The organism is Paludibacterium flexuosum (assembly GCF_037076605.1).
Lineage (GTDB): Bacteria > Pseudomonadota > Gammaproteobacteria > Burkholderiales > Chromobacteriaceae > Paludibacterium.
Genome location: NZ_AP029060.1, coordinates 1,024,606 through 1,046,693, shown reverse-complemented (window position 1 = coordinate 1,046,693; position 22,088 = coordinate 1,024,606). Strand labels below are relative to the sequence as shown.

18 protein-coding genes are annotated in these 22,088 nt (G+C 63.2%); 6 read left to right on the top strand and 12 right to left on the bottom strand.

The window, feature by feature from the left end:
• Positions 1-32: 32 nt before the first annotated feature.
• On the bottom strand, positions 33-1,034 hold the full coding sequence (locus AACH39_RS04995; protein WP_215782144.1) for a class 1 fructose-bisphosphatase: 1,002 nt from the start codon (positions 1,032-1,034) through the stop codon (positions 33-35).
• Positions 1,035-1,110: 76 nt separating this feature from the next.
• Positions 1,111-1,989, bottom strand: coding sequence for a transcriptional regulator GcvA (gene gcvA, locus AACH39_RS04990; RefSeq protein WP_215782145.1), 879 nt, complete (start codon positions 1,987-1,989; stop codon positions 1,111-1,113).
• Positions 1,990-2,175: 186 nt separating this feature from the next.
• Here gcvA and acnB point away from each other — a divergent pair, with 186 nt between their 5' ends.
• Entirely contained in the window at positions 2,176-4,767 is a 2,592-nt protein-coding gene (gene acnB, locus AACH39_RS04985; protein ID WP_338621035.1) for a bifunctional aconitate hydratase 2/2-methylisocitrate dehydratase, read from the top strand.
• Between the two features lie 86 nt (positions 4,768-4,853).
• On the opposite strand, the gene AACH39_RS04980 is transcribed toward acnB, so the two are convergent.
• The 4 genes from AACH39_RS04980 to AACH39_RS04965 all read right to left on the bottom strand — a co-directional run bounded on the left by AACH39_RS04980 (position 4,854) and on the right by AACH39_RS04965 (position 9,288).
• Positions 4,854-5,582: a calcium-binding protein gene (locus AACH39_RS04980; RefSeq protein WP_338621034.1), complete on the bottom strand. Its 729-nt coding sequence runs from the start codon at positions 5,580-5,582 to the stop codon at positions 4,854-4,856.
• 205 nt (positions 5,583-5,787) lie between these two features.
• Positions 5,788-7,500 carry a calcium-binding protein gene (locus tag AACH39_RS04975; protein ID WP_338621033.1) on the bottom strand — a complete coding sequence of 571 codons (1,713 nt, stop codon included), beginning with the start codon at positions 7,498-7,500 and terminating at the stop codon, positions 5,788-5,790.
• A gap of 75 nt (positions 7,501-7,575) precedes the next feature.
• Positions 7,576-8,298: a calcium-binding protein gene (locus tag AACH39_RS04970; RefSeq protein ID WP_215782149.1), complete on the bottom strand. Its 723-nt coding sequence runs from the start codon at positions 8,296-8,298 to the stop codon at positions 7,576-7,578.
• A 240-nt stretch (positions 8,299-8,538) separates the two neighbouring features.
• Positions 8,539-9,288: a calcium-binding protein gene (locus AACH39_RS04965; protein WP_338621032.1), complete on the bottom strand. Its 750-nt coding sequence runs from the start codon at positions 9,286-9,288 to the stop codon at positions 8,539-8,541.
• Between the two features lie 334 nt (positions 9,289-9,622).
• Here AACH39_RS04965 and AACH39_RS04960 point away from each other — a divergent pair, with 334 nt between their 5' ends.
• Positions 9,623-12,406 (top strand): DNA translocase FtsK, encoded by a 2,784-nt coding sequence (locus tag AACH39_RS04960; RefSeq protein WP_338621031.1) that lies wholly within the window; start codon positions 9,623-9,625, stop codon positions 12,404-12,406.
• Between the two features lie 3 nt (positions 12,407-12,409).
• Complete coding sequence (locus tag AACH39_RS04955; RefSeq protein ID WP_215782152.1) at positions 12,410-12,730, top strand: tetratricopeptide repeat protein; 321 nt, start codon at positions 12,410-12,412, stop codon at positions 12,728-12,730.
• 6 nt (positions 12,731-12,736) lie between these two features.
• Here AACH39_RS04955 and AACH39_RS04950 read toward each other — a convergent pair whose 3' ends face one another.
• The 6 genes from AACH39_RS04950 to prpB form a co-directional block, all read right to left on the bottom strand.
• On the bottom strand, positions 12,737-13,180 hold the full coding sequence (locus AACH39_RS04950) for a GNAT family N-acetyltransferase (RefSeq protein ID WP_215782153.1): 444 nt from the start codon (positions 13,178-13,180) through the stop codon (positions 12,737-12,739).
• 37 nt (positions 13,181-13,217) lie between these two features.
• A complete protein-coding gene (gene dbpA / locus AACH39_RS04945) occupies positions 13,218-14,597 on the bottom strand; it encodes an ATP-dependent RNA helicase DbpA (protein ID WP_215782154.1) in 1,380 nt (459 codons plus the stop codon).
• 74 nt (positions 14,598-14,671) lie between these two features.
• The gene (locus AACH39_RS04940; RefSeq protein ID WP_338621030.1) at positions 14,672-16,054 is read right to left on the bottom strand and encodes a M12 family metallopeptidase; all 1,383 of its coding nucleotides are present in this window, start codon (positions 16,052-16,054) and stop codon (positions 14,672-14,674) included.
• 147 nt (positions 16,055-16,201) lie between these two features.
• Positions 16,202-17,653, bottom strand: coding sequence for a bifunctional 2-methylcitrate dehydratase/aconitate hydratase (locus AACH39_RS04935; protein ID WP_215782156.1), 1,452 nt, complete (start codon positions 17,651-17,653; stop codon positions 16,202-16,204).
• Between the two features lie 13 nt (positions 17,654-17,666).
• Positions 17,667-18,815 carry a 2-methylcitrate synthase gene (gene prpC, locus AACH39_RS04930; RefSeq protein ID WP_338621029.1) on the bottom strand — a complete coding sequence of 383 codons (1,149 nt, stop codon included), beginning with the start codon at positions 18,813-18,815 and terminating at the stop codon, positions 17,667-17,669.
• Between the two features lie 32 nt (positions 18,816-18,847).
• Positions 18,848-19,729: a methylisocitrate lyase gene (gene prpB, locus AACH39_RS04925; protein WP_215782158.1), complete on the bottom strand. Its 882-nt coding sequence runs from the start codon at positions 19,727-19,729 to the stop codon at positions 18,848-18,850.
• A 269-nt stretch (positions 19,730-19,998) separates the two neighbouring features.
• Here prpB and rpoE point away from each other — a divergent pair, with 269 nt between their 5' ends.
• Genes rpoE through AACH39_RS04910 form a run of 3 tightly spaced genes read left to right on the top strand, consistent with a single transcriptional unit; the run spans position 19,999 to position 22,057 of the window.
• The gene (rpoE, locus tag AACH39_RS04920; RefSeq protein ID WP_215782159.1) at positions 19,999-20,598 is read left to right on the top strand and encodes an RNA polymerase sigma factor RpoE; all 600 of its coding nucleotides are present in this window, start codon (positions 19,999-20,001) and stop codon (positions 20,596-20,598) included.
• A gap of 2 nt (positions 20,599-20,600) precedes the next feature.
• On the top strand, positions 20,601-21,080 hold the full coding sequence (locus AACH39_RS04915) for a sigma-E factor negative regulatory protein (protein WP_215782160.1): 480 nt from the start codon (positions 20,601-20,603) through the stop codon (positions 21,078-21,080).
• On the top strand, positions 21,080-22,057 hold the full coding sequence (locus AACH39_RS04910; RefSeq protein WP_215782161.1) for a MucB/RseB C-terminal domain-containing protein: 978 nt from the start codon (positions 21,080-21,082) through the stop codon (positions 22,055-22,057). Before AACH39_RS04915 ends, AACH39_RS04910 begins: the two co-directional genes overlap by 1 nt.
• Positions 22,058-22,088 lie beyond the last annotated feature (31 nt).

Sequence of the window (22,088 nt, the reverse complement as noted above, 5' to 3'; positions counted from 1 at the left end):
GATTTGCGGCTCATTGGCTGTCGGTGGCCGGTTTAGCCCTGATGGTAACCGGTCACCATTTTGACTTCTTCACGCGAGCCGAGGAAGACCGCCACCCGTTCATGCAGCGATGTCGGCTGGATGTCCATGATGCGCTGATGGCCATTGGTGGCCAGCCCGCCGGCCTGCTCGATGATGAAGGCCATCGGGTTGCCTTCATACATCAGCCGCAGTTTGCCGGGTTTTTCCGGCTCGCGGGCGTCGCGCGGATACATGAAGATGCCGCCGCGGGTCAGGATGCGATGCACCTCGGCCACCATCGAGGCCACCCAGCGCATGTTGAAGTCACGTCCACGCGGGCCGGTTTTGCCGGCCAGCAGTTCGTCGACATAGCGCTTGACCGGGGCTTCCCAGTGGCGCTGGTTCGACATGTTGATGGCGAACTCACTGGTGCGCTCGGGAACGCGCATGTCCGGATGGGTCAGCACGAAGCTGCCTTGTTCACGGTCCAGGGTAAAACCATGTACGCCGCTGCCGAAGGTCAGCACCAGCATGGTTTGCGGACCGTAGATGGTATAGCCGGCGGCGACCTGGGCGCCGCCCTTTTGCAGGAAGTGGCTTTCGCTCGGGGTCAGGTTGCCGTTCGGGTTGTGCAGGATGGAGAAAATGGTGCCGACGGTAATGTTGACGTCGATGTTGGACGAGCCATCCAGCGGATCGAACAGCAGCAGGTAGTCACCCTTGGGGTATTCGCCCGGGATGTGGTAGGGCAGTTCCATTTCTTCCGAGGCCATTGCCGCCAGATTGCCTCCCCACTCGTTGGCATCCAGCAGGTAGTCGTTGGCAATCACGTCCATCTTCTTTTGGGCTTCGCCCTGGATGTTGCCGGTGCCGGCTTCGCCCAGCACCCCGGCCAGCGCCCCCTTGTTGACGGAGAAACTGATGGCCTTGCAGGCGCGCGCAATGGTTTCAATCAGCAGGCGCAGATCCGGCGGCAGCGTGCCGGCCTTGCGTTGCTGTTCGATCAGAAAGCGGGAAAGAGTAATGCGGCTCATGGCATTCCTTGCGGTTAGGGCGCGGTCAAACCGGATGCCGCGCGTCCATGATTATATCGTATGCCAGCGTCCCCGGTCATGCGGCGGTTTCTTCCAGCCAGCGACAGAAGGCGGTGACCGTCGGGTCGTCGCTGCCGGCGCGAGGGACAATCCAGCAGAAATCCCGCACCGGTACGACCGGGCTCTGCAGCGGGGCGCGCAGCAGTCCCTGATCGATGAGCTGCTGGGCCATCGGCAATGGGCCCAGCACGACCCCCAGGCCGTCACAAGCCGCCTGCAGGGCCAGTGAGAAGCGGTCGAAATGCATCTCCGCCGCCGGTTTCAGCTCGGCCACGCCGGCCAGCGTCAGCCAGCGTGGCCAGGCGGTTGGTCGCGCGTCGGCATGCAGCAGGGTGTGGGCAATCAGGTCGCCCGGCTGGCTGATCGGCTGCCGGTCCAGCAAGGCCGGACTGGCCAGCGGCAATTCCCACTCCTTGAGGAAAGGGCGCGCAATGTGGCCGGGCCAGTCGCCCGGCCCGCGGCGGATGGCGATGTCAAACGGGGCATCCAGCCGGCTGATGTCACGGTCAGAGGTGGCGAGGTGCAGCACCAGATCCGGATACTGCTCACGAAAGCTGGCCAGGCGCGGCAGCAGCCAGTAGCTGGCAAAGGTCGGGGTGGCATTGACGGCCAGACGCCGCTGCCGGTCAGGCTGTTGCAGTTGCGCCGTGGCATTGGCGATCAGGTCGAGGCCATCCTGCACCTGCACCAGGTAGCGCCAGCCGGCATCGGTCAGGCGTACCCGGCCACCCCGCCGTTCGAAGAGGGCCATGCCCAGCCAGTCTTCCAGCTGCTTAATCTGTTTGCTCACAGCGCCATGCGTGACGAACAATTCGCTGGCGGCGGCGGAAAAGCTTTCCAGCCTAGCGGCAGCCTCGAAAACCCGGAGTGAGTTGAGGGGAGGGAAATGGTTCATGCTGTGATTTTAGCTCACAGTGCTTGTGGCGAATACTCGTTTGAATGCTGGCCCTGAAAGGCGTAATCTTCAGCTCACTACAAAGGCATAAACAAAGAGGCGAATTCAGCCCGGTTTATGTAAGCCATTGCCCACCCGCCGGAACGCGAGCGCGGCCGGCCAACCACAGCAAAGAAGGTCCATGTCATGTTAGAAGCCTATCGTCAGCATGTCGCCGAGCGCGCAGCGCTGGGCATTCCGCCCCTGCCGCTGTCGGCGAAGCAGGTTGAAGAACTGGTCGAGCTGCTGAAAAACCCGCCCAAGGGCGAGGAAGACACGCTGGTTGACCTGATTACCTATCGCGTCCCGCCGGGCGTGGATGATGCCGCCAAGGTCAAGGCCTCTTTCCTGGCCGCCGTGGCCGAAGGCACGGTCAAGAGTCCGCTGCTGACCCGCGTGCGCGCCACCGAACTGCTGGGCACCATGCTGGGCGGCTACAACATCAAGCCGCTGATCGACCTGCTGGACGACGCCGAAGTGGCCGCCGTGGCCGGTGAGGCGCTGAAGAAGACCCTGCTGATGTTTGACGCCTTCCACGACGTCAAGGAAAAGATGGACAAGGGCAATGCCGTGGCCCGCGCGGTGATGCAGTCCTGGGCCGATGCCGAGTGGTTCACCTCGCGTCCGGAAGTGGCGCAAAAGATCACCGTCACCGTGTTCAAGGTGCCGGGCGAAACCAATACCGACGACCTGTCGCCGGCGCCGGACGCCTGGAGCCGTCCGGACATCCCGCTGCACTACCTGGCCATGCTGAAGAATACCCGTCCGGGTGCGGCTTTTGTGCCGGAGGAAGACGGCAAGCGTGGTCCGATCCAGTTCATCGACGACCTGAAGAAAAAGGGGCACCTGGTGGCCTACGTCGGTGACGTGGTCGGTACCGGTTCCTCGCGCAAGTCCGCCACCAACTCGGTGGTGTGGGCGACCGGCCAGGACATCCCGTTTGTCCCGAACAAGCGCTTTGGCGGTGTGACGCTGGGTGGCAAGATTGCGCCGATTTTCTTCAACACCCAGGAAGATTCCGGCTCGCTGCCGATCGAAGTCGATGTGTCGCAGCTGGAAATGGGCGATGTAATCGACATCTACCCCTACGCCGGCAAGATCGAGAAGAACGGCGGCGTGGTGGCCGAGTTCAAGCTCAAGAGCGAAGTGATCCTGGACGAAGTGCGTGCCGGTGGCCGCATCAACCTGATCATCGGTCGTGGTCTGACCAGCAAGGCACGCGAAGCGCTCGGTCTGGCGGCCTCGACCGTATTCCGCCTGCCCAAGTCGCCGGTAGATAGCGGCAAGGGTTTCACCCTGGCGCAAAAAATGGTGGGTCGCGCCTGTGGTCTGGCCGAGGGCCAGGGCGTTCGTCCGGGTACCTACTGTGAACCGAAGATGACCACAGTCGGCTCGCAGGACACCACCGGCCCGATGACCCGTGACGAGCTGAAGGACCTGGCCTGCCTGGGCTTCTCGGCCGATCTGGTCATGCAGTCCTTCTGTCATACCGCTGCCTATCCGAAGCCGGTTGACGTCAAGATGCACAAGGAACTGCCGACCTTCATCTCCAGCCGTGGCGGCGTATCGCTGCGTCCGGGCGATGGCGTGATCCACAGCTGGCTCAACCGCCTGCTGCTGCCGGATACCGTCGGTACCGGCGGTGACTCGCACACCCGCTTCCCGATCGGGATTTCCTTCCCGGCCGGTTCCGGTCTGGTGGCCTTTGCCGCCGCCACCGGCGTGATGCCGCTGGACATGCCGGAATCGGTACTGGTGCGCTTCAAGGGCAAGCTGCAGCCGGGCGTGACCCTGCGTGACCTGGTCAACGCCATTCCGCTGTACGCCATCAAGCAAGGGCTGCTGACGGTGGCCAAGGCCGGCAAGAAGAACATTTTCTCCGGTCGCATCCTGGAAATCGAAGGTTTGCCGGATCTGAAGGTCGAGCAAGCCTTCGAACTGACCGATGCCTCGGCCGAACGCTCGGCCGCCGGTTGTACCGTGCATCTGGACAAGGCGCCGATCGTCGAATACATGCGCTCCAACATCACGCTGATGAAGTCGATGATCGCCAATGGCTACGAAGATGCCCGTACCCTGGCCCGTCGCATCCGTTCGATGGAAGACTGGATCGCCAACGGCAAGCTGCTGCAGGCCGATAAGGATGCCGAGTACGCCGCCGTGATCGAGATTGATCTGGCCGATATCAAGGAACCGATCGTGGCCTGCCCGAACGATCCGGATGACGTGAAGTTCATGAGCGAAGTGGCCGGCACCAAGATCGACGAAGTCTTCATCGGTTCCTGCATGACCAATATCGGGCACTTCCGCGCCGCCGGCCAGTTGCTGGATGGCAAGAGCGATATTCCGGTCAAGCTGTGGGTGGCGCCGCCGACCAAGATGGATGCCAAGCAACTGACCGAAGAAGGTTACTACGGCATTCTGGGTCGTGCCGGTGCCCGCATGGAAATGCCGGGTTGCTCGCTGTGCATGGGTAACCAGGCACAGGTGCGCGAAGGCGCGACGGTGATGTCCACGTCGACGCGTAACTTCCCTAACCGTCTGGGCAAGAACACCAATGTGTTCCTCGGCTCGGCCGAACTGGCCGCCATCTGCTCCAAGCTGGGCAAGATTCCGACGGTAGAGGAGTATCAGGCCAATATCGGCATCATCAATCAGAAGTCGGCGGAAGTGTACAAGTACATGAACTTCGACCAGATTGCCGATTACGCGGAAGAAGCCGGCTCGGTCAAGGTCTGAACGGATTGAAGCCGAAAAAAGCCCGGGGTGCTGCGCGCCCCGGGCTTTTTTTTATGACCAGACGTCTGTCAGGCTGATTCGTCCGATCAGAACGCCTGCGGGCCTTCCATCAGCAGACGGCTCAGTGCCTGTTGTTCGGAGAGACTGCCGCCATCGCTCAAGTCGACATCCGCAAAGCGGATGTTGATCTGGCAGTGGCGTTCGTTATTCTGGATGCGCAGGACAGATTGATCCTCACGACTTTCCAGCTTTACCTGCGCATACTGCGCTTCCCCGGGCTGGAAGGGCAGGGGCAGCCAGATCTGGTCCTCCCCGGGTTCGAAGCCGGAGATCTGGTCATCGCCACACATATCCTGCGCATGCCAGAGCAGAATGTCGCGGCCGCCGCCGCCGGCCAGATGATCATCGCCCGGGCCGCCACGCAGCAGATCTTCCCCCGGGCCGCCATCCAGCACGTCGTCACCCGCGCCCCCGTCGAGCACATCATTGCCCTGATGCCCGAACAGCAGATCATCCCCCGAGCCGCCTTCCTGACGGTCGTGGCCGGCATCACCATGCAGAATGTCGTCGCCTTCGCCGCCCAACTGGGTGTCGTTACCACCCAGTCCCTGCAGGAAATCATCGCCCCGTCCGCCCAGTTGCAGATCATCGTGCGGGCTGCCGCGCAGCAAGTCATCGCCATCCAGTCCTTGCATGTTGACGGCCTGCCTGCCGGCCGTCAGGACGTCATCATCGTCGGTACCGATCAGGGTGATGTCCGGTGAGCCGGGCCGTGACTTGGCGGGCTGGTGGTCATGAGGATTGTTCAAATGCATGAGGTTCTCCTTGCTACGTTGATCAAAGTGGCCGACGAATCGATCGGCGCGGCAGGGAGACTAATCGGCGGCGGGTGGTCCGGCCAGAGGGGCAAAGACGGTTACGCCCTTTTTACCCCCATGTGCAGTTTTATCTGCCGCACAGCGGGAAAAAGGGCGTGAGACACTGTCAGTCGGCTTGCGCCGTGCTGGCAGTGCCTGGGCGTCAGGGCAGCAGGGGCAGAGGGGGTTCTTCACCCAGCATGCGCTGCAGAATCTCGCTAGGGCTCATGCTGCCATCCTGGAAGAAGTCGCGATGGGTGAAGCGGATCTGGTGCACGATCTGATCCTGCTCGTCGCGTACGTCGAGAATGGCCAGGCCGTTTTGCTCGACCTGCAATGCCAGGTGCAGGGCGCGCTCGCCATTGGCGCCGCCGAGTCCGACGAACTGCAGACGGTCTTCGCCGAGGTCGAAGTCTCCGACCTCATCCATACCATCCAGATCTTCTCTCTGCCAGACAAAAGTGTCCCCCCCGGCCTCACCCAGCAGGAGGTCGCGACCGCTGCCGCCGCGCAGCATGTCATCGCCATTGCCGCCGGACAGGGTATCCCTGTCGGCGCCCCCTTCGAGCCAGTCATCCCCGCCGGCGCCCTCCAGCCAGTCATTGCCCGCGTCGCCGAACAAGGTGCTGCCCAGCGGATGGGCGACCAGTTTGTCGTCGCCTTCCAGGCCATACACCGGCAAATCGAGTTCACGGGCATACAGTCGGTCGTCCTGGTCACTGCCGATCACTTGCGAGGCACTGATGCTGGCGCGCGCCGAGTCGGTCAGCACGCGGTCCAGAATCTGCTCGGTGCTGAGACGGCCCCCCTCGGACAGGTCGACGCCCTTGAAGACGATCGTTTGCAGGGTGTCGCCATCGCTGTTGAGGATCTGCAGCCGAGAGCCTTGTGCCTGGTGCTCGAACTGCAGCGAGTGATGCGGATGATCGCCGCGCAGCAGGATGTCGGTCAGATCCAGCTGGTCTTCCCCAGGGGTGAAGTCACGAATGATATCGGTCCCCCCCAGATCGCTGCGTTGCCAGACAAAGGCATCCGCCCCTTCACCACCGGTCAGGGCGTCGTTGCCGCTGCCGCCGCTCAGTACATCGCGACCCTCTCCGCCCTTGAGAATGTCGTCCCCCTCTTCGCCGGAGAGACGATCATTGCCCGTGCTGCCATTGAGACGGTCGTTGCCGTTGCCACCAAACAGCCGGTCATCGCCACTATCACCCGACAACAGGTCGTTGCCACTGCCGCCGTACAAATTGTCATGGCCCTCCTGACCGCGCAGCACATCATTGCCGCTGCCGCCATACAGCGTGTCGTGTCCCAGCCCGCCGCTGAGGGTGTCCTGACCCTGATTGCCATGCAGCTCGTCGTTGCCTTCTCCGCCGGCCAGCTGGTCATTGCCACTGCCGCCATACAGGGTGTCGTGATCGTCCCCGCCCTTGAGGACATCGCGCCCGGCCCCGCCGTAGAGCGTATCCCTGCCACTGCCGCCGTCGAGCTCGTCATCCCCCTGGCCCCCGAGCAAGGTGTCGTCACCGGCCATGCCGAGAAGCCTGTCGCGGCCATCACCGCCCATCAGCTGATCATCCTCGGTGTGGCCGAGCAGGGTGTCGTCTCCGCTTTCGCCATAAAGCAGGTTCACGCCCTCGACCGCGATGATGGTGTCGGCGCCTTCCTTGCCATGGACTTCGTTCATCTGGGCATTCGACGCCACGATCAGATCGTCGCTGCTGCTGCCATGGGTGATGAGCAGGTCGCCATCCTGCACGCCGCTGAGGTGGCTGTCCTGTCCCACGATCACGATGCCTTCATGGCGCCGGCCGTGCAGTTTTTCATAAAGCGCCTTGGCGCGGGCTTGCTGGTCTTGCTGGCTGATGAAAAGGTTCATGTTTGTCCTCATTCTTTCCGTTTCTGATGCGGGGTTTGGCTGGGGCTGCCTGTGCGGCAGCCGCTGTGTCATGGGTCAGAACTGACCCTGATAGAGCAACTGCTGCAGGATCTCGCCATCGCTGCGGGTGCCGCCGGCCGAGAGGTCCACACCATCAAACAGGATGGTTTGCATCACCGTGCCCTGGCTGTCGGTGACCAGCAGCTGGCTTTGTCGGGTATCGTGTTGCAGCAGCAAATGACTTTCCGGTGCGTCCTCTGCCGCATCCTGCAGACGAAAGCCGAACAGCAGCTTGTCCTGCTGCAGCTGGAAACCGGCCAGGGTGTCCGTGCCCCCCAGGTCCTTCCAGTCCCAGTAAAAAAGGTCATTGCCCTCGCCGCCGGTGAGGCGGTCATGACCCCGACCGCCAACCATCAGATCGCTGCCTGTGCCGCCGAACAGCTGGTCCGCACCGTCTCCGCCGTAGAGCATGTCCTGATCCTCGCCGCCGTAGAGCCGGTCATCGCCTTCGCCGCCAGACAGCGTGTCGCCTCCCTTGCCGCCGCGAAGTACATCACAGCCCTGCTCGCCATACAGCAGGTCATCGCCGCTGCTGCCGAACAGCTGGTCATCACCGTCACCGCCCCAGAGGCTGTCGTTGCCTTCTCCGGCCTGCAGGATGTCGTGCCCGCCGCGCCCCTGTAGCCAGTCATCGCCGCGCCCGCCCTGAAGGATGTTGTCGCTGTCGTCACCGATCAGCGTGTCGTCGCCTTTGCTGCCCGAGAGGAGATTGCGCTCAGGCTCTTTGCTTGTTGTCATGGTGTTGCTCCTGTTGATGAATAAGCCCGCCTGGCCGGAAGCGCCCGTCGGCGCAGAGAACATTCCGGCTGGTCCGGTTTTGTGTAATCGATTACAAGAGCGCCAATATAGTGTTTAAAATTGGCTTGTAAATTGGCTTTGCCGGGTTTCGGAACAGGCTGATCGTCTGGCGGGAGTTTGTCTGTCAGCTGGCGTGCAGCCAGGGCGCCAGCCATGCGGTGGCGCCGGGGAGGAGGGGGGTCAGGCGTAGGGAGGGAGATCTTCCTGCTCGAGGAGGTGCGCCAGGATGACCTGATCGCTCAGGTTGCCGGCCTGACTCAGATCGAGGTGGTCGAAGACGATCGTCTGCAAACGCTCACCTTGCAGGTTGAGCAGTTGCAGCTGACTGCCTTCGCTGTCGTGCTGCAGCACAAGGCGCAATGGCGTGCCTTCCGGATCCGGATCAATGCCCAGGCAGTCTTCGCCGGGGGTAAAGTCGCGGAGATGATCGATGCCGCCCAATTCATCCCATTGCCAGCGGAAGGTGTCGCGTCCCTCTCCGCCGCTGAGCAGGTCATTGCCGCGGCCGCCATCGAGAATGTCATGACCCGCGCCGCCCAGCAGAACATCGTCGCCATCGCCGCCGGAGAGGTAGTCGAAGCCCTGCTCTCCCTCAAGGACATCGTTACCCGGCCCGCCATAGAGCAGGTCCCGCCCAGCGCCGCCCCTTAGCCGGTCATCGCCCGGGCCGCCCCTGAGTTGGTCATTGCCAGCCGCGCCACACAGCTGGTCGTCACCGTCCGCACCATCAAGCCGGTCTGCCCCGGGGCCGCCGCAGAGATGATCGTCTGCCGGACTGCCTTCCATATCTTGGCTCGCGGCAGATGGCGGAATGGCGGATGCTGTTTGCTGCGCATCGGGTTCTGGTGTGGGGGTTTCGCTATTGAGTTGGTTGTAAATGCGTAATGCGTGCTCGACCGCCGGGGTGTCATGAAATGCGTTGTCGGACATGGTGTTCTCCTGATCAGAGGGTTGTGCGGTGCCGGTTGGCAAGGTGAAGCGACTATAAGGGCAGGGCGGCCTGTCTGCAGTCGGCCAAACCGCGTTACCGAATGATCTGGCGCACATCCGCTGCGTTTCCTCGTATCGACGTTCGCCTGTCTGACAGCCCGGCATCAGCGGGAGAGGGGCTGTGAAACCGATTTCAAAGCGTGACTGTCTGCGTACGGGGCAAGAAGGGATGCGCCGGGCGCCGGTAAAACGCGTTACAATTTGCCCCCGGCCTGGAGAGGCCGTTTTGCGTGTTCATTGCTTGGTGGGTATCTGCGTGTCCTGGTTTTTCATCTTGCTGATCTTGGGTGTCTTGTTGTGGGCGGCGTTGACCGGTCGCCTGCTGTCGTCCCTGCGCCGCCTGTCTTCCTGGTGGCTGGACCCCGAACCGGCGCTGAACCACAGGCGGCCCGATACCGCGTCGCCGGCGTTCTTCGAGGCGGATCCCCTGTTGGGCGAGCCCGAGATCGGCATGCCCGCCGCCCCGGTTCAGGCTCAAGCCGATCCGGCACCGCCAACGCCGTTCGCCTCCGCGATGCCGGCCGAGTCACCCGGCACGGCACCAGAAGCCATGCCGGTCATCGATCGCAGCGTGTTGCGCCGGCAGGCGGCGGCACGGCTGTCGCGTGATCTGCCCGAACCCGTGGCCGAGGCGCCATTGCCGCTGCTGGACCCGCAGACGATCCGCCAGAATGTGCTGGGCCGCTTCCGTGCCCTGCCGGAAGAAGCCAGAAACGATTCCCCCTTGCCGGTGATCGGTGCCCAGGAAGTAGAGCAAAATCTGCAGTCGCTGGGCGGGCGTCAGCGTCGTCGTACCGAATCCCCGTCCGCGCCTGAAGACTTGCCGCTGATCGATGCGGATGAAGTGCGAGCCAGCCTGCGACAGATCCATGGCGAGCGTCTGCGGGCACGACAGCCGGCGCCCGCCCCGATGGCGCCGTCGCAGGCGGGGCGGCGTGCGGCGCCCCCGGCTTCCGATACCGCGCCCGTCCCGGCGGCCGAACCCGCCTCGCCGCTGCTGCGCCAGACACAGCCTGGCCAGAGCCCGGCACGCTTCGTGCCGGCCCCCCCCTCCAGGCCGCAGCCGACTCCCGACATCATCGATCCGGTCGTGTCGGCGTCTCCGCCGCCTGCCCCGCTGGAGGTGCGTCCGACCTTGCTGGCCGGTGAGCCCGCCGTACCGAGAATGCCCCCTGCCGCCGCTCGTCCGGTCTTGCCGCAAGTGCAGCCACAGCCCCTGTCGGCATCGCGTCCGGTCGTCGTGCCAACGCCGCAAGCCGTCGTCCCGCCGGCGCCCGCCGAGTTGCCGCCAGCGCCGCCTGCCGTGGCCGAAGATCGGGTTGCTCCGCCGTCCGCGGCTGCGCCAACCGTGTCTCCGGCGCCGCAGCCGGCTGCCGCACCGGCGCAGACCACCTCATCCGGCCTGGTCTGGACCTGGATTGAAGATCAGCCGGTACCCGAGCGCGAAGCGCCTGTCGCGCCGGCTCCCTGGCCGCAAGACGAGCCGGCCGTGATGACCGCACCGGTGTCGGTGCCAGTGTCGCGCAGTGCCGACGTGGTCAGTCAGTTGCCGCAGCGTGACTGGAGTGCCGAATGCCTGCCGGGGCTGGATCTGCTCAAGCCGGCCGAAACCAATCCGGCTGCGGTGCAGGATCAGGACGTATTGATCGAGCGGGGCATTGTCATTGAAGAAAAACTGGCCGAGTTCAAGGTCAAGGTCAGCGTGGTGGATGCCTATGCCGGCCCGGTGATTACCCGCTTTGAGGTGGAACCGGCGGTCGGCGTGCGCGGCAGCCAGGTGGTCAATCTGGTCAAGGATCTGGCGCGGGCACTGGGGCTGGCCTCGATTCGCGTCGTGGAAACCATCCCGGGCAAGACCTGCATGGGGCTGGAGCTGCCCAATCCGGTGCGCCAGATGATCCGCCTGTCCGAAATCCTGGCTTCCGAGGCGTTCAGCGACAGCTCGACCCGTCTGACGCTGGCCCTGGGCAAGGACATTACCGGCGAGCCGGTGGTGATGGATCTGGCCAAGGCGCCCCATTTGCTGGTTGCCGGCACCACCGGCTCGGGCAAGTCGGTCGGGGTCAATGCCATGATTCTGTCCCTGCTCTACAAATTCACGCCGCAAGACGTACGTTTCATCATGATCGACCCGAAGATGCTCGAGTTGTCGGTGTATAACGACATTCCGCATCTGCTGGCGCCGGTGGTCACCGACATGAAGCTGGCCGCCAATGCCCTCAACTGGTGTGTCGGCGAGATGGAAAAGCGCTATCGCCTGATGAGTGCCCTCGGTGTGCGCAATCTGGCGGGTTACAACGACAAGGTGCAGGCGGCCCGAGCGGCCGGCGAGACGCTGAAGAATCCGTTCTCGCTGACCCCGGAGACACCGGAGCCGCTGGAAACCCTGCCCTGCATCGTGGTGGTGGTGGATGAGTTTGCTGACCTGATGATGGTGGCCGGCAAGAAAATCGAGGAACTGATCGCGCGTCTGGCGCAGAAGGCGCGCGCGGCCGGCATTCACCTGATTCTGGCCACCCAGCGGCCTTCGGTGGATGTGATTACCGGTCTGATTAAAGCCAACATTCCGACACGGATTGCCTTTCAGGTCTCCAGCAAGGTCGACAGTCGTACCATCCTGGACCAGATGGGCGCCGAGGCGCTGCTGGGACAGGGCGACATGCTGTTCCTGCCGCCGGGCAGTGGCTATCCGCAGCGTATCCACGGTGCCTTTGTCACCGATGATGAAGTGCATGCGGTGGTGGAAACGCTCAAGTCATTCGGCGAGCCGGATTATGTCGAGGGTTTGCTGACCGGCGAGGCAGAGCTGGAAGAGAGCAATGCCGCCGGCGGCGACCGCCAGGCCGCGGCCGAGAGCGATCCGCTTTATGACGAGGCGGTGGAGATCGTGCTGCGTACCCGCAAGGCTTCGATTTCCTCGGTGCAGCGACACCTGCGTATCGGCTACAACCGGGCGGCCAGACTGATTGAAGAAATGGAAGCGGCGGGGCTGGTGAGCGCCATGGAGAGCAATGGCAACCGCACGGTGCTGGTGCCCGATCGGTCAAATGGAGGTTGAAACATGCCGCAACTGGACGCACTGCTGAAAATGGTCGATGGCCCGCGAGACAACGCACTGCTGCGTTTTGCCATCGGAGGGGAGTGTCTGAAGCTCGGCCAGCTGGGCGAAGCCGAAACCCATTTGCGTCAGGCGCTGGTCTGGCAGCCGGATTACACCGCCGCCTGGAAGCTGTTGGGCAAGGTGCTGGTTGCCGCCGGTCAGCCTGCTGCTGCGGTCGATGCTTATCAGCAGGGTATTGCGGTGGCCGTTGCGCATGGGGATGTGCAGGCGCAGAAAGAAATGACCGTCTTTCTGCGCCGCTTGCAGCGCGAGGCCAGCTAGACGGACTTAACCCGCGGAGCCGGCCAGTCGCTGATAGACCTGCTGATCCAGCCGTTCCATCAGGCGTTCCGGTTTGGACAGCGGGGTAAAGCCGAAGCCGGCATACAGTCCGTGTGCGTCGGCCGTGGCCAGCATGAAGCGGCGCAGATTCTGCAGCTCGGGGTGCGCCAGAATGAACTGCATCAGCGCCTTGCTGATGCCCTGGCCGCGCCGTGCTTCGATCACAAAGACGTCCGACAGGTAGCCGAAGGTGGCGTAGTCAGTGATGACGCGGGCAAAAGCGACTTGTTCGCCCTGTTCGTCATAGCCGCCGATACACAGCGAGCCCTGCAGCGACCGTTCGAAGACGGCGCGCGGCAAGCCACGTGCCCAGTAGGATTGCTGGCTGAGATAAGCAAAGACCCGCTCGCGATCGAGACGGGTCGGATCAGTATCGAAAGTCACGGACATGATGAGCCTCCACTCGGTAGCTCATCAGCATAACGCATTACAGCAGGCGCATCTTGCTGGTTTTGCCCTTGATCTTGCACTGGCTGAGGCGGTTGAAGTGTTTTTCCGCCACGTCACGTCGCAGGGCGACAAAGCTGGCGAATTCGCCGATCTGGATTTTGCCGATGTCGGCGCCGTCCAGTCCGCCATCTCCGGTCAGCGCACCGAGAATGTCGCCCGGCCGAATCTTTTCTTTCTTGCCCGCCGCAATGCAGACCGTCACCATCGGCGCCACCAGCCGGCCGGCACCCTGCGTGACCAGTTCGGCACAGTCGTGCCAGCTGATCGGCGCCTGCTGATAGCGGGCGATTTCTTCCACCCAGCGTTGATCGGCCGGTGCCGCCAGCGACAGCGCCATGCCTTTCTCGTCTCCGCGACCGGTGCGGCCGATGCGGTGGATGTGCACTTCGGCGTCCCGGGCCACGTCGACATTGATGACCATGTCCAGCGAGGGAATGTCCAGACCGCGTGCCGCCACGTCGGTGGCGACCAGTACCGAAGCGCTGCGGTTGACGAAGCGCAGCAGGATTTCATCGCGTTCGCGCTGTTCCAGCTCACCGTACAGTGCCAGTGCCGAGAAACCCTTGGCGCTCAGTTGGTCGGCCAGCTCGCGGCAATGAATCTTGGTGTTGCAGAAAGCCAGGGTCGAGGTCGGGCGGAAGTGCAGCAGCGCCTGCGCCACCATGTCGTTGCGGTTTTCCGCCGTCACTTTGTAGAAGCGCTGCTCAATTTTGTCGGTCTGGTGCAGGGATTCGACCTTGACCTCCAGCGGCATGCGCAGGAAGGGGGCCGACAGCTTGCGGATATTGTCCGGGTAGGTGGCGGAGAACAGCAGGGTCTGACGCTTTTTCGGGCAGGCACTGATGATGCCGGCGATATCGTCGAAGAAGCCCATGTCGACCATGCGGTCGGCCTCGTCCAGCACCAGGGTGTGTACGGTGGACAGGTCGATGGTGCCGCGGCCCAGGTGGTCACGCAGACGCCCCGGCGTGCCGACGATGATGTGCGCGCCATGCTCGAGCGAGCCGATCTGTGGCCCCATCGGGCTGCCGCCGCACAGGGTCAGCACCTTGATGTTGTCGATGTGGCGGGCCAGACGTCGCAGCTCCTTGGCCACCTGCTCGGCCAGTTCGCGGGTCGGACACAGCACCAGCCCCTGAATGGCAAACCAGCGTGGATTGAGTTTTTCCATCAGCGGAATGCCGAATGCGGCCGTCTTGCCGCTGCCGGTCTTGGCCTGGGCGATCAGGTCGCGGTTATCCAGCGTCCCGGGCAGGCTTTCGGCCTGGATCGGGGTCATGGTCTGGTAGCCGAGGCTGGCCAGATTGTCGAGCATGGCCGCGGAAAGGGGGAGGGAGGAAAAAGCTGTTTTATTCACAATGGTTTAGCCGGTATTTCACTGGGCGCACAGTGTAGCACGAAGCCGGCCCGGCCGTGCGCCCGAATCCTGCGCTAACGCCAGTCCCAGTGCTGGCTGATGCCCTCATCCATTCGGGGCGGGTAGAGTTGCAGCGTGCCGCCGGCCTCGGCCGTCAGGCGATCGTCAGGGGCGGCCTGGCTGCTCAGCACGGCGTCCTGCCAATACCAGCGGTGTCTTGGGTTGGTGGCCTGGCAGTGGCGCAGCAGCAGCATGCCGCCGCTGGCTGCCGGCGTGCCGACCAGGCAGTGCTGGTGCCGGGCGGCATTTTCCAGCCGGCCATCCTGATGCAGCACCCAGCGCTGATTCGGCGCATCACCTTCACAACGTGTCAGCGCCAGCGGGCGCCGGCTTGTCTGCGCCGTCAGGCACAGGTTATGGCTGTGGCGCAGCACCAGTTGACGGCCCGGGCCGGGGTCGTGTGCCGGGGACATGGCCTCGGCCCGGTGCAGGCCGGGCGGCTGCGCCGGTTGAACCTGCAGCGTCATCTGCACCTGTTGAGTCAGGCCTTCTGCACTTTGCACCCAGAGCGTCAGTATTGCCTTGCCATGAAAATCCTGCGGCAGGATGGTGAAGTCGTGACGATGACCGGACGGCTGCTGCAAGGTCTTGAGTGTCAATGCCCGGCCGCTGGCGTCCTGCCATTGCCAGCGCAGCAGCCGGGCCCCCGGACGCAGATAGCCGCGTACATGACCCACGCCATGCTGATCGATGGTGAGATGCAGGGCGCTCAGCCGCAGGATCGGATCGGCCTGGGCGCTCAGGTTGACCGGCGGGTAGAGATGGTTGATCTGCAGGATGTCGCGCTCACTCAGGGCCGGGGCGTCGCGAATCTGGCGATCTTCGAAGCCCAGCGCATGCTGCAGCTCGTGCGAGGCCGTGGTGGTGGTTTCGCAGCGATCAGCGATCTGCAGGCGCTGGGCACCACCGATGCGTCCGAGGTAGGAGGTGCCGCAGATCCTGCCGTTGTAGGGGACGCTGACGATCTGCACATAGTCACGCTCGCTCTGGCGTTCGCGGAAGCGGACATGGGTTTTGCGCTCGATGTCCTGCATCGCCGCCAGCATGGCGCGTCGGGCTCCTGGCGTGACCTGGCCGAACTGATAGACCACCACATTGAGCGGCCAGGTGGTGCTGCCCGGCCCCAGGGGGATCTGGCGTCTGGGGCGCGCGCGCTGCTGAGTCTCCTGGTGCTGCTGCCAGGGGCTGACTTGCAGGGTAGGGATGCCCTGTTGCCGGATGTGATCGGCAGGGCCCAGCACCAGATCGCCGTAAAGGGCCAGCCCGCCGTCCACGCAATAGCGCAGTCGTGCGCCGCGATCGTGCACGATGGTCTCGGCCGGTTGCGGGCAGGGGGCCGGGGGGAGAGCAGCCGCCGGTAAAGAAACAGACAACAGCAAGGGCAGGGAACGAAGCATGGGCACTCCTGACATGATGCGGTGGAAAGGAGCGCGTCTTTTAACTGATATTTCCCAGGCTGAACCGGGGGCAGAGCGAAGACTGACCGTGATATGGGACAAGGCTGAAAGAAAAACGGCGGGCCAGCCGGCCCGCCGCACGGAGGGTCAGATCACCCAGAGATCGCTGAAACGATTGACCGGCGTGGCCAGCAGACGCGCCTGGTCGTTGCACAACTCGAAGATGGCCTTCTGCTGCTTCTCGGGGAAGCGGCGAGCCAGGTTGGTGCGGAACTTGGCTTCCAGCAGCGGGATGCCATCCTGGCGGCGACGCTGGTGGCCGATCGGATATTCGCAAACCACCTCGGGCAGGACGGTGCCGTCATTGAGCTCTACGGTCAGCGCGTTGGCGATGCTGCGCTTGTCCGGGTCATGGTAGTCACGGGTGAACTGGGCATCTTCCACGCAGACGATCTTGGCGCGCAGCGCATCGATGCGCGCATCGCCGGCCACGCTGTCTTCATAATCGGCGGCGGTCAGGCGGCCAAACAGCAGGGGCACGGCCACCATGTACTGGATGCAGTGATCACGGTCGGCCGGGTTGGCCAGCGGGCCCTGCTTGTCGATGATGCGGATGCAGGCTTCATGGGTGCGGATGGTGATCTTGCGGATGTCTTCGGCCTGCTTGCCCATCTCCTGTAACTGCCTGTGCAGGGTCATGGCGCACTCGACGGCGGTCTGGCTGTGGAACTCGGCCGGGAAGGAAATCTTGAACAGCACCTTTTCCATCACGTAGCTGCCATAGGGGCGCTGGAAGGCGAAGGGCTTGCCCTTGAACAGGACGTCGTAGAAGCCCCAGGTCGGTGCGCTCAGCACGCCCGGGATGCCCATTTCGCCCTTGAGGGTGAACAGCGCCAGACGCACGGCGCGGCTGGTGGCGTCGCCGGCGGCCCAGGATTTGCGCGAACCGGTATTCGGCGCGTGGCGATAGGTGCGCAGGCTTTGGCCGTCGACGAAGGCCTGCGAGACGGCATCGGCGATTTCGTTCTCCGTGGCGCCCATCAGTTTGGCGCAGACAGCGGCCGATGCCACTTTGACCAGCACCACGTGATCCAGTCCGACCTTGTTGAATGAGTTCTCCAGCGCCAGGCAACCCTGGATTTCGTGTGCCTTGATCATGGCTTCGAGCACATCGCGCATGGTCAGCGGGGTATCACCGCGTGCTACGCGTTCACGGCTGATCCAGTCGGCCGTGGCCAGAATGCCGCCCAGGTTGTCGGAAGGGTGGCCCCATTCGGCCGCCAGCCAGGTGTCGTTGAAATCCAGCCAGCGGATCATGGCGCCGATATTGAAGGCGGCCTGTACCGGGTCGAGCTGGAAAGAGGTGCCGGGAACGCGGGCACCGTTCGGGACCACGGTGCCGGGGACGATCGGCCCCATCAGCTTGGTGCAGGCCGGGTAGGACAATGCCTCCAGGCCGCAGCCGAGGGTGTCCATCAGGCACAGGCGCGCGGTGTTCCAGGCTTCTGCCGAATCGATGTGGCCATGGGCCACGTAGCGGGCGATGTCTTTGAGCACCGTATCGTGTTCGGGGCGGATGTTCGAAATATGTGCGGACATGAGGTTTCCTCGGTTAACGATCCTTGAGCGGAATGAAGGTCTGTTCTTCCGGCCCGGTGTAGTTGGCGGACGGGCGGATGATCTTGCCGTCCTGGCGCTGTTCGATGACGTGGGCACTCCAGCCGCTGGTGCGCGAGATGACAAACAGCGGCGTGAACATGGCGGTCGGCACGCCCATCTGGTGGTAGCTGACGGCGGAGAACCAGTCGAGATTGGGGAACATGTGCTTGGCATCCCACATGACTTGCTCGATGCGGGCGGCAATGTCGAACAGCAGGTGGTTGCCGCTTTGTTGCGACAGATCCTGCGCCACGCGCTTGATCACCTGGTTGCGCGGATCCGATTCGGTGTAGACCGGATGACCGAAACCGATGATGACTTCCTTGTTGGCGATGCGGCGCAGGATGTCGGCCTCGGCCTCGTCGGCGCTGGCGTAGCGGCTCTGGATCTCGTAGGCCACCTCGTTGGCCCCGCCGTGCTTCGGGCCGCGCAGCGCACCGATGGCGCCGGTGATGGCCGAATACATGTCCGAGCCGGTGCCGGCAATCACGCGGGCGGTGAAGGTCGAGGCGTTGAACTCATGCTCGGCATACAGATTGAGCGAGGTGTGCATGGCGCGGACATGCTCGGCGCTCGGCGTCTTGCCATGCAGCAGATGCAGGAAGTGCCCGCCGATACTGTCATCGTCGGTTTCCGTCTCGATGCGGCGACCGTTGTGGCTGAAGTGATACCAGTAGAGCAGGATCGACCCCAGGCTGGCCATCAGGCGGTCGGCGATCTCACGGGCGCCGGCGGTGTTGTGGTCGTCCTTTTCCGGCAGCAGGCAGCCCAGTGCCGAGACCCCGGTGCGCATCACGTCCATCGGATGGGTGGCCGCCGGCAGCAGCTCCAGTACGCTGCGTACATTGGCCGGCAGACCGCGCAGTCCCTTGAGCCGGTTCTTGTAGGCGCTCAGGGCGGTGCGGGTCGGCAGGCTGCCATGCACCAGCAGATAGGCCACCTCTTCAAACTCGCACTGGCCTGCCAGGTCGAGAATGTCGTAACCGCGGTAATGCAGATCATTGCCGCTGCGACCGACCGTGCACAGCGCGGTATTGCCGGCGGCGACGCCGGAGAGCGCGACAGATTTCTTCGGCTTTCCTGTCAGAACGGTTTCTTGCATCAGTTTCTCCTTGGTGTGTGCGGGCAGCGCGCTTATTTGTTCTGGTTTTGCGCAAACAGTGCATCCAGTTTTTGTTCGTATTCGTGATAGCCCAGGTGCTGGTACAACTCGCTGCGGGTCTGCATCTTGTCGATGACCTGGCGCTGGCTGCCGTCGCGGCGGATCGTCTGGTAGACCTCGAGCGCGGCCTGGCTCATGGCCCGGAAGGCCGACAAGGGGTAGAGCACCAGACCGACGCCGGCATCACGCAGCTGGGTGGTGTCGTAGAGCTCGGTGGCACCGAATTCGGTGATGTTGGCCAGGATCGGCACACGGCAGGCCTCGGCAAAGCGGCGGTACATCGACAGATCGGTCATGGCTTCGGGGAAGATCATGTCGGCCCCGGCAGCCACGCAGGCCTGGGCGCGTGCCAGCGCGGCATCCAGCCCCTCGACCGCCAAGGCGTCGGTGCGGGCCATGATGACGAAGCTGTCGTCCTGCCGCGCATCCACGGCCGCCTTGATGCGGTCGACCATCTCTTCCTGGCTGACGATGGCCTTGTTGGGACGATGGCCACAGCGCTTCTGCTGCACCTGGTCTTCGATGTGCACGGCGGCGGCACCGGCCTTCTCCAGGCTGCGGATCGCCCGGGCAATATTGAAGGCGCCACCCCAGCCGGTATCGATGTCCACCAGCAGGGGCAGGCTGCTGGCATCGGTGATGCGCCGTACGTCGATCAGGACATCCTCCAGTGTGGTGATGCCGAGGTCGGGGATGCCGCACGAGCAGGCGGCCACGCCGCCGCCGGACAGATAGAGCGCCTTGAAGCCGCTGTGCTCGGCCAGGCGGGCCGCGTAGGCATTGACGGCGCCGACCACCTGCAGGGGGTGTTCTTGCTCGACCGCCTGACGAAAGCGTTGACCGGGTGTGTTCATGAAGGCTCCCTGGCTGAGTGAATGGAGGTTGCTGATGCGGATCGTCGGTTTGTCCGACAGCTGGTTAGCTAAATGTCATTCTAGCAAGTGCTTGGTATAATTGGAAGCCGACCATGGCCCATTCACCTTTATGGGCAGCTCTGCTAAGGTTCGCTTTTTCCGATTTCGAATTTCGGGAACTCCCTTCGCGTGTAGTGGTCTAGTTACAAGCCCGCTACGCAAATTCAGAAATATAATTGGTTGGGCTATTCAGGGAGCATTAAAAACGAATGAGTGATCGTGATATCGATCAACAGCTGGTAGCGCGTGCTCAAAAAGGGGAGAAGAGAGCCTTTGATCTGCTGGTTGCGAAATATCAACGGCGCCTGGCGCGTCTTTTGTCACGATTTCTGCGCGACAGCGCGGATATCGAAGATGTGACCCAGGAGGCCTTTGTCAAGGCGTATCGTTCTCTGTCTGCCTTTCGCGGCGAGAGCGCGTTCTACACCTGGCTGTATCGCATCGGCATCAATACGGCGAAGAATTTTCTCAGCGCCAGCTCTCGGCGCCCGGTTGTGCACGCCGACTTCGAAGATGAAGACGGTGAAAGCTTTGATCTGGCCTCGCAACTGCCGGATCTGAACACGCCCGAATCGGCGTTGATGAACAAGCAGATCCTCACCACCGTCAATGAGGCGGTAGAGCGTCTGCCGGAAGAGTTGCGCACCGCCATTTCGCTGCGCGAAATGGACGGCTTGTCGTACGAAGAAATTGCCAAGGTGATGGACTGTCCGATCGGGACCGTGCGTTCGCGGATTTTCCGTGCGCGCGAGGCGATTGCGACCGAGTTGCGGCCCCTCCTGGACACGGCCAAAAACAAAAGGTGGTAGAAATGAAACAGAGAGTTTCCGAACTGATGGATAGCGAGCTGGACGACAGTAGCGCCGCTCATGTGATGACCGCCATCGAGGCTGATGCCTCCCTGAAGCAGGCCTGGAATGACTATCACCTGATCGGCGATGCCATGCGTGCCAATGCACAGGTTGCCTTTGACGTGCGAGATGCCGTCAGCGAGCGCCTGAAGGCCGAGCCGACCGTGCTGGCCCCGCGTCGCTGGTACCGGCCGACGCGCACGCGCATGGCCGGGGCGGCTGCACTGGCCGCCAGTGTCAGCTTCGCCGCGGTGGTGGGCTGGCAGCAGCTTTCCTCGTCCCAGCATGCGGCCGTGATGGTCAGCAGCCAGGTGCAGAAACCCCTGGCCCTGCAGCCGGTGGCCGGCAGCAATGCCGATGCCTACTTCCTGGCCCATCAGGAACTGACCGCGGATCAGGGGCTGGTGCGTGTGTCTTACAGTCAGGGGGCAGCGCACTGATGAGGAAGATCGCGCTGGGGATGTGCCTGCTGGCCTTGCCGATGCTCGCGCTGGCGGAAGATGACTGGCAACTGTTCCAGAAAGTGACCGAAGCCGGACGTCAGCAGTCGATGAGTGGCACCTATCTGCACCAAATGAAAGATACGCTGGAAACTTTCCGCATCGTGCGCCTCGGCGCTGCTTCATCCGTCCAGGAGCGCCGTGTGGCGCTGGATGGACCGCCGCGCGAGATCGTGCGCAATGGCGAGCAGCTCACCTGCTATGCCCCGGACAAGAAGTCGCTGCTGGCCGCCAAGGTCAGTGCCATGCGGCTCTTTCCGGCGCTGATGTCCGACGACGTCGCTGACATCTCCCAGTCCTACACCTTACGCAAGCTGGGTCCCGACCGCGTGGCGCAGCGCGACTGCAACTGGCTGGAGGTGCGGGCACGCGACCAGCAGCGTTATACCGAGCGCATTTGTGTCGATCAGACCACCGCCCTGCCGCTCAAGATGATGACCCTGACCCCGCGCAGCAACGAGGTGGTCGAGCAATACACCTTTACCGCCATTGATCTTACGCCTCAGCGCGACAAGAGCCAGCTCAAGCCGCAATACAAGCTGAGCAACCAGCTGCGCGGCCCGGTGCAGTCGCAGTCTGCCGCTGACGGCAACGCCGGCCGATCAGAAATCAGCGGGTTGCCATCAGGATTCAAGCTGGTTCGTTCTGTACAAAGAACCATGCCGGGAGGCAGCAATGCCCAGCCGGTTCATCACATGGTTTATTCTGACGGCCTGGTGATGCTGTCGTTGTTTGTCGAGCCGATGCCCTCAGACATTCCGGCCTCAATGCGCAAGGTGCAGAGCATGAACCTGCACGGCGCCATCAACATGGCCACCAATAGTCAGGGCGAACAAATGCTGACCCTGGTGGGGGACATGCCCGAGTCCACGCTGGCGAATCTGGCCCGCGGCGTACGCATCGTTTCCCGTCCCTGAATGGATTGGCGGCAGGGCCTGCCCTCGGCGG